Origin of the sequence: Streptomyces sp. MS19, assembly GCF_047200595.1 — a bacterium.
Lineage (GTDB): Bacteria > Actinomycetota > Actinomycetes > Streptomycetales > Streptomycetaceae > Streptomyces.
The window spans coordinates 22308-29031 of the sequence record NZ_JBJZOH010000049.1; the positions used below are offsets into that span (position 1 = coordinate 22308).

Genomic DNA, 6724 nt, shown 5'->3' on the forward strand with positions numbered 1-6724 from the left:
CGATGAGCGCCCCGAGTTGACGCCCGCGAACGGGAATGATCCGCCCGGCGCCGACGCTTGACGCGCTATACATCCGATGTTTGGATCGGAGCGTCCGATCCCGCCGGGCCACACGTCCGGCGATCCCGCAGAGATGAGATCCGGCATGACCCAGCGCGTCGCCGTCCACACCCGCCTGAAGGCAGGGAAGGAGGCGGAGTACGACCGCGTGCACGCCGCCATCCCGCCCGAACTGGCGGAACGGCTCCGCGCGGCGGGCGTCCTGGACTGGCGCATCTGGCGCAGCGGCCGTGAACTCTTCCACGAGATCGAGGTGACGGACTACCGCGCCATGCGCGCCGCCCTCGCCGACGACCCCGTGAACCTCGCCTGGCAGACCCGGATGGCGGAACTCCTCGACGTCGAGGACGACTACTCGGGCGACGACACCGGCCTGCCCCTCGTCTGGAGCCTCGCGTGACCGCCCCCGCGCCCGCCCCGGCCGCCGCGCTCCTCGCCACCGGCCCCTGGTGGTTCGGCGGCGCGGGCATCGGCAACCTCGGCCGCGCCGTCCCCGAGGAACGGGCGCTCGCCACGGTGGACGCCGCCTGGGACGCGGGCGTGCGCGGCTTCGACACCGCCCCGCACTACGGCCTCGGCCTGGGCGAACGGCGACTCGGCGCCGCGCTCGCCGGCCGCCCCCGCGCCGCGTTCCGCGTGTCCACCAAGGTCGGCCGCACGCTCGTCCCCCACCGCCCCGGCGCCGACGGACCGGCCGACGACCTCGCCAACGGCTTCGCCGTCCCGGCACTCCACCGCCGCCTCTGGGACGTGACGCGGGACGGCGTCGAACGGTCGCTCGCCGCCAGCCTGGAACGTCTCGCGCTCACGCACGTGGACATCGCCTACCTCCACGACCCGGACGAGTACGACCCCGCCACCGCGGCCCCCGGCGGACCCGGCAGCCCGGCCGCCGCCCTGGAGGCCGGACTCGAAGCCCTCGCCGCGCTGCGGGACGCCGGGGCCGTCCGCGCCGTCGGCGTCGGGTCGAAGTCCGTCGCCGCGCTCACCGCCGCCGTGCGGACGGGACTCGCCGACGTCCTGATGGTCGCCGGACGCCACACCCTGCTCGAACAGCCCGCCGCGCCGCTGCTGCGGGAGTGCGCGCGCCAGGGCGTCGCCGTCGTGGCGGCCGGGGTCTTCAACTCCGGGGCGCTGAGCCGCCCGGCGCCCGACCCGTCGCTGCCGTACGAGTACGGGCCGATGCCGGACACCGTGTACCAGCGCGTCGTGGCGATCGGCGCGGTCTGCGCACGGCACGGCGTGGACCTGCCGACCGCCGCCCTCGCGTTCCCCCTCCTCGCCCCGGCCGTCACCACGGTCGCCGTCGGCGCCCAGTCACCGGAGCAGGTCCGCGAGAACGCCACCCGCGCGGGCATCCCCGTACCGCCCGCCCTCTGGGACGACCTCCACGCGGCCGGCCTGCTCGACACGCTGACCTGACGCCACCGGCGGACCGGGAACGCGTGGCGTCAGCCCCTACGGCGCCTGAGTCGCGCGCACCGCCGTCCGCAGCAGCTCCACGTCCACGGCGCCCGCCGCGGCGGGGGAGCAGCAGCCGGTGGCGGAGTCCGGCTCGCCCTGGCTGTCGAAGAGCCCCGTGCCGCCGCACACCCCCGTCTCCGGCAGGGTGAGTTCGACGCGGTGCGCGGCGCGCAGGTCGCCCGCCAGGGCGGCGGCGACGGAACGGGCCTGCTCGTGCCCCGTCAGGGCGAGGAATGTGGGCGCGCGGCCGTACGACTTGGCGCCGACCAGGTAGAAGTCCCGCTCCGGATGGGCGAGTTCCCTGGCGCCGTGCGGGGGAACCGTGCCGCAGGAGTGGCGGTTGGGATCGACGAGCGGGGCGAGCGCGGCGGGCGCGGAGAGCCGTTCGTCCAGCCCGAGGCGCACCTCGGAGAGGAAGCCGAGGTCGGGCCGCGACCCGGTGAGGACGAGCACGTGATCGACCGGCCCCGTGCGGCGCCCGTCCGCCGCGACGAGGACGAGCCTGCCGTCCGCGTCCCGTTCGACCGCGACCGTGCGGAAGCCCGTCACGGCATCGGTGTGCCCGTCTTCCACGCTGCGCCGCGCGGCCAGCCCCAGCGCCCCGCGCGCGGGCAACTGGTCGGCGCTGCCGCCGCCGAACGTCGCGGCGGAGACGCCGCGCCGCAGGACCCAGGTGGCACGGGTCCCGGCGCCGTCCGCCGCCACGGCGAGCCGGGCGAGCTGCGCGAGCGCGGTGAACGCGGAGGCCCCCGAGCCGACGACGGCGACCCGCCTCCCCGCGAACCGCGCCCGGGTCGCCGGGTCGTCCAGGTCGGGGAGACGGTAGGTCAGGCGCCCCGCCGCAGCCGCCGCGCGTTCGCCCACGGCGGGCAACCCGTCGGCGCCCACCGGGTTGGGAAGGGCCCAGGTCCCCGACGCGTCCACGACCGCCCGCGCCGCGACACGCTCCTCGCCGCCGTCGCTCCTGACGACATGGACGGTGAACGGCCGGTCCTCGCGGCCGGAGTCCACGACGCGGTCGCGGTCGGCGCGGGCCACACCGGTGACGGCCGCCCCGTACCGCACGCGGTCGCCCAGCGCGTCGGCGAGCGGCTGGAGGTACGCGTCCGCCCACTCCGCCCCCGTGGGGTACGCCGCCGGGTCGGGGCTGCGCCAGCCGGTGCCGGCCAGGAGCCGCGCCGCCGCCGGGTCGACCAGTTCGCGCCAGGGGGAGAAGAGCCGCACGTGCCCCCACTCCCGGACCGCGTGCGCGGCGCGCGGCCCCGCCTCCAGGACGAGCGGGGTGAGGCCGCGGCCGGCCAGGTGGGCGGCGGTGGCCAGGCCGACGGGCCCGGCGCCGATGACGGCGACGGGCAGGGACGCGTGCTCGGACATGGGGCGTGCTCCTTCGCTGTTCCGTTCCGCTGATTCGACAGGTGTCGATGCGATGGCGGTCAGTGTGACAGCTTGATGCGACGATCGTCAATATAGAAGCCTGTCGAAACAGTGGGCGCTCCCGCCCCCTCCCGGCCTGTTTCGACATGTGTCAACATAGGGGCGTGTCACAGGTGAAGGGTCCCCAGGCGCCAGGGCGCGAGGCGGAGCCGTGCTGCCCGTCCCCGGCCGGACGGGTCTACACGGCCGAGGAGGCCGAGGGCGCCGCCCGCATGTTCAAGGCGCTCGGCGACCCCGTGCGGCTGCGGCTGTTCACCGCCGTCGCCGCGCACGGCGGCGAGGAGGTGTGCGTGTGCGACATCCCCGACGTGGGTGTCTCCCAGCCGACCGTCTCGCACCACCTGAAGAAGCTCAGGGAGGCCGGACTCCTCACCTCGGAGCGGCGCGGCACCTGGGTCTTCTACCGCGTCGAACCGGCCGTCCTCGCCGCCATGGCCCGGATGCTCACCACGGCGGCGGGGTGAGCGGCCGGTGAACCCGCCGATCGCCTCCGTACTGTTCGTCTGCGTCCACAACGCGGGCCGCTCCCAGATGGCGGCGGGCTTCCTCGCCCAGCTCGCCGGCGACCGGGTCGAGATCCGCAGCGCCGGATCGCTCCCCGCCGAACGCGTCAACCCGGCCGCGGTCGAGGCGATGCGGGAAGCCGGAATCGACATTTCCGCCGCGCGTCCCACACTCCTCGCCGCCGAGGCCGTCCAGGCGTCCGACTACGTCATCACGATGGGGTGCGGCGACGCCTGCCCCGTCTTCCCCGGCAAGCACTACCGCGACTGGGAGCTGCCCGACCCGGCGGGCCTCGGCGTCGCGGGCGTCAGACCGATCCGCGACGCCATCAGGGCCCGCGTCACCGCCCTCGTGGCGGAGATCGACACACACGCCGCCCGCTGAACCGGCCGCTCCCGCGTGGGTGGTGTCCTCAGTGCTTGAGATGATCCACGAACGTCGTCCAGGCCGCGCCGGGCACCAGGAGGGTGGGAACGGGGTTCTTGCTGTCCCGCACGGGGACGACGCCAGGGATGCTGTCAGCAACCTCGACGCACGCCCCGTTGCCCTGGCTGCGGCGTGATGCGCGCCAGACCGCGTGGGTGAGGTTGACGCCTGCGGCTTCGTCCGTGTCCATGACTCCCTCTCCGTGCTCCGTGGCTTCGTGGCCCGGTGAAAGGGCCCCGCGGTTGAAGGATGCCCGCCTGCTGAGAAGGCCATGGCGGAAGCATGAGGCCGGGCCATCGAGCCGTTCGGGGACGATCGTCAGATGTCCGGGACCACTGAGCGGTCCCGGACCAGCGGGTATCAGGCGGGCCGGTCGTTCCTGGTCCATTCGATGAAGACCGACCACTCGGTGTGGGTAAAGGCCACTATCGGACCCGCCGCGTCCTTCGAGTCCCGCACGGCCCGAGCGGCGTTGGCGTATCGAGCGACCTCAACGCAGTTGCCGTTGCCGCCGCTGTGGGAGGAGCTGCGCCAAGGGGGCATGCGGCCGTCCCTCGCCGTCCGAAGCCGTCGTGTCGTCACACCGATTGTGATGACTCGGCCGGAGAGGTGGAAGAGGGCCGGAATGAAGGAGGAGCCTGATCCGCGCCAATCGGGCACGGGTCAGGCTCCCCTCCTGCGTGAGTGGTGTCCTCAGTGCTTGAGGTGATCCACGAACGTCGTCCAGGCCGTCCCGGGTACCAGGAGGGTCGGGCCGGGGTTCTTGCTGTCCTGCACCGGGACGACGTTGGGGATGCCGTCTACGACCTCGACGCACTGCCCTCCGTTGTTGGCCGTGTAGGAGGAACGGCGCCAGCGTGCCTCGGACAGATCGTGCCGGATCATGGGGTGCTTCACGTTTGTCCTTCCTGATCGCCTGCTGTGGCTGCGCTGTCCGGGATCGCTGGGCGGTCCCGGACAGGTGGGTGTCAGGCGGTGCTTTCGGTCTTGGTCCATTCGATGAAGGCCGACCATTCGGTGTGCGTGAAGGCCACTGTCGGTCCGGAAGCATTTTTCGAGTCCCGCACGGCCCGAGCGGCGTCGGCGTACCGAGCGACCTCGACGCAGTTGCCGTTGCCCGCGCTATAGCTGCTCTTACGCCAGGGGCCGATGCCGTCCCGGGGTGTCATCGCATTTCCCCTCTCATTCCTTCATTGCGGTTGCCACGCGCTTGATGAGCGCGAGTGACTGGACCTGGTTGAGCGCCGTCGCCCGGAGATGGTCGAAGGCATCGCTGTACCCCTGTCGCTCGCCCGGCTGGTCCATGTAGAGAGTGCCGGTCATGTTCTCGACGGACACAACATCGGGGTCGCGGGGCAAGCCGAAGATCACGAACGCCCCGGCAAGGCCCGCGTGCGCCCCGGCGGCGTGGGGAAGCACCTGCACGAAGATGTGCTGGCGGTCGGCCAGTTCGGCCAGGTGGGTGAGCTGCTCGCGCATGACCTCGACCCCGCCGATGGTCTGTCGGATGGCGGACTCGCCGATGATCACCCAGATCCGTGGCGGATGGGCACGCTCCAGCGCAGCCCGTCGCTCGCCGAGCACCTTGACCAGTTCATCGATGTCGGCAGGCGGCAGGACAGCGGGGTTGGCGGCGACGACAGCGCGGGCGTACGCCTCTGTCTGGAACAAGCCCGGAATGAGTAGCGGTTCCCAGTTCCGGATCTCGGTGGCGTCCGCCTCCAAGGCGATGAAGTCGGCGTAGGTGCGGGGCAGCGTGTCCTGGAACGCGTGCCACCAGCCGGGCTTGCGTGCGTCGCGTGCCGCTTCGATGAAGGCGTGCACCCGCTTGTCGTCGGTCACGCCGTACAGGTGGAGCAGAGCCCGCAGATCGTTCTGCGTGACGCGAACTTCGCCCGCCTCAATACGACTCAACTTCGGTCGGGAGAAGCCCATTTCCTTGGCCACGCCCTCTGAAGCCAACTGAGCTTTCTCGCGGAGCTGACGCAAATCCGCCCCCAGTCTCCGGCTCCGGAACGTGCTGGCCATCCTGCCTCCCCATGCTTCGTGTCCAGTCTGCCGTGCTCAGACGCAGTGGGCCAACATCCTGACACAGATGCACACGTGCAGAACGCCCACTTGCGGCACTGACTGGATCGGGTCTACCGTGTTCGCGTCTATCAACTCTAGGTGATGGCTTGACAGCTCACCGTGTTCGAGTGTGGTTCGAATCCATTCCGTGTGAACGCCTGGCGGCCCGGTTGTCGGTGAGCGCCCGCCATGCCGTTCGCAGTGCAGTACGCACAGGAGGTGTGATGACGGTTCGGGTGCAGTTCCCCGAGGCGCGGCAGTGCGTCTATGCGTGGGACTTCTTGGCCGATGCGCGGGGGATTGAGACGTGGCGGCGGACGGTTGCGTTGGTGTTGCGGGTGTGGGGGGCGTCCGATGTGACGGTGGAGGTGGCCCGGTTGGGGCTGAGTGAGCTGCTGGCCAACGTGCTGCGGCACGTGGGGGATTCGCACTGCCGTTTGTCGGTGGTGCCGGACGGTGAGCGGGTGATCGTGCGGGTGGCGGACCGGTCGCCGTGTGTGCCGGTCGTCGCCGAACCGGCCCTGGACGCCGAGGCCGGGCGCGGCCTGTGGATGCTGCGGGCGTTGTGCCTGGACTTCGGGTGCGACCTCGAAGTGGGCGGCAAGGCGATGTGGTTCGCGCTGGGCCTCGGTGCGGAGGAGGCCAGGTGACGGATGTCCTTCGGTGGCCGGGACCGTGCTGGGAGCCGTCGCGCTCGTCGGTGCGGGGGTGTTGCTCGGGATGACCGTCCTGTTCCTGTGGCTGGTGCGGGTGTTGGGGGAGGACG

Annotated in this window: 11 protein-coding genes; 5 read left to right on the top strand and 6 right to left on the bottom strand. The window is 72.1% G+C overall.

Translation table 11 applies throughout. The features are described from left to right. Window positions 1–145 precede the first annotated feature (145 nt). Window positions 146–460: an L-rhamnose mutarotase gene (locus tag ACL02R_RS27380; RefSeq protein ID WP_412799639.1), complete on the top strand. Its 315-nt coding sequence runs from the start codon at window positions 146–148 to the stop codon at window positions 458–460. Next, window positions 457–1482 (top strand): aldo/keto reductase, encoded by a 1026-nt coding sequence (locus tag ACL02R_RS27385; RefSeq protein ID WP_412799640.1) that lies wholly within the window; start codon window positions 457–459, stop codon window positions 1480–1482. Before ACL02R_RS27380 ends, ACL02R_RS27385 begins: the two co-directional genes overlap by 4 nt. A gap of 36 nt (window positions 1483–1518) precedes the next feature. On the opposite strand, the gene ACL02R_RS27390 is transcribed toward ACL02R_RS27385, so the two are convergent. Next, on the bottom strand, window positions 1519–2898 hold the full coding sequence (locus ACL02R_RS27390; RefSeq protein WP_412799641.1) for an FAD-dependent oxidoreductase: 1380 nt from the start codon (window positions 2896–2898) through the stop codon (window positions 1519–1521). Window positions 2899–3044: 146 nt separating this feature from the next. Between ACL02R_RS27390 and ACL02R_RS27395 the strand changes: the two genes are divergently transcribed. Together ACL02R_RS27395 and ACL02R_RS27400 are read left to right on the top strand one after the other, a co-directional pair. After that, a complete protein-coding gene (locus tag ACL02R_RS27395; protein ID WP_412799642.1) occupies window positions 3045–3422 on the top strand; it encodes an ArsR/SmtB family transcription factor in 378 nt (125 codons plus the stop codon). 7 nt (window positions 3423–3429) lie between these two features. Beyond that, entirely contained in the window at window positions 3430–3846 is a 417-nt protein-coding gene (locus ACL02R_RS27400; protein WP_412799643.1) for an arsenate reductase ArsC, read from the top strand. 28 nt (window positions 3847–3874) lie between these two features. Here ACL02R_RS27400 and ACL02R_RS27405 read toward each other — a convergent pair whose 3' ends face one another. From ACL02R_RS27405 to ACL02R_RS27425, 5 genes are all read right to left on the bottom strand, one after another. Then, window positions 3875–4078 carry a DUF397 domain-containing protein gene (locus ACL02R_RS27405; protein ID WP_412799644.1) on the bottom strand — a complete coding sequence of 68 codons (204 nt, stop codon included), beginning with the start codon at window positions 4076–4078 and terminating at the stop codon, window positions 3875–3877. Window positions 4079–4248: 170 nt separating this feature from the next. After that, complete coding sequence (locus ACL02R_RS27410) at window positions 4249–4431, bottom strand: DUF397 domain-containing protein (RefSeq protein WP_412799651.1); 183 nt, start codon at window positions 4429–4431, stop codon at window positions 4249–4251. Between the two features lie 150 nt (window positions 4432–4581). Next, window positions 4582–4785: a DUF397 domain-containing protein gene (locus ACL02R_RS27415; RefSeq protein WP_412799645.1), complete on the bottom strand. Its 204-nt coding sequence runs from the start codon at window positions 4783–4785 to the stop codon at window positions 4582–4584. A gap of 71 nt (window positions 4786–4856) precedes the next feature. Next, entirely contained in the window at window positions 4857–5057 is a 201-nt protein-coding gene (locus ACL02R_RS27420; protein WP_412799646.1) for a DUF397 domain-containing protein, read from the bottom strand. A 13-nt stretch (window positions 5058–5070) separates the two neighbouring features. Continuing rightward, window positions 5071–5916, bottom strand: a complete 846-nt coding sequence (locus ACL02R_RS27425) for a helix-turn-helix domain-containing protein (protein ID WP_412799647.1) — start codon at window positions 5914–5916, stop codon at window positions 5071–5073. Window positions 5917–6182: 266 nt separating this feature from the next. Between ACL02R_RS27425 and ACL02R_RS27430 the strand changes: the two genes are divergently transcribed. Continuing rightward, window positions 6183–6608, top strand: coding sequence for an ATP-binding protein (locus ACL02R_RS27430; RefSeq protein WP_412799648.1), 426 nt, complete (start codon window positions 6183–6185; stop codon window positions 6606–6608). The last annotated feature ends 116 nt before the right edge of the window (window positions 6609–6724 follow it).

What these genes read in the sequence shown, in the direction of transcription:
- ACL02R_RS27430 (WP_412799648.1), top strand. Translation starts at nt 6,183, where the DNA reads ATGACGGTTCGGGTGCAGTTCCCCGAGGCGCGGCAGTGCGTCTATGCG.
- ACL02R_RS27395 (WP_412799642.1), top strand. Translation starts at nt 3,045, where the DNA reads ATGTGTCAACATAGGGGCGTGTCACAGGTGAAGGGTCCCCAGGCGCCA.
- ACL02R_RS27380 (WP_412799639.1), top strand. Translation starts at nt 146, where the DNA reads ATGACCCAGCGCGTCGCCGTCCACACCCGCCTGAAGGCAGGGAAGGAG.
- ACL02R_RS27420 (WP_412799646.1), bottom strand. Translation starts at nt 5,057, where the DNA reads ATGACACCCCGGGACGGCATCGGCCCCTGGCGTAAGAGCAGCTATAGC.
- ACL02R_RS27410 (WP_412799651.1), bottom strand. Translation starts at nt 4,431, where the DNA reads ATGCCCCCTTGGCGCAGCTCCTCCCACAGCGGCGGCAACGGCAACTGC.
- ACL02R_RS27405 (WP_412799644.1), bottom strand. Translation starts at nt 4,078, where the DNA reads ATGGACACGGACGAAGCCGCAGGCGTCAACCTCACCCACGCGGTCTGG.
- ACL02R_RS27390 (WP_412799641.1), bottom strand. Translation starts at nt 2,898, where the DNA reads ATGTCCGAGCACGCGTCCCTGCCCGTCGCCGTCATCGGCGCCGGGCCC.
- ACL02R_RS27425 (WP_412799647.1), bottom strand. Translation starts at nt 5,916, where the DNA reads ATGGCCAGCACGTTCCGGAGCCGGAGACTGGGGGCGGATTTGCGTCAG.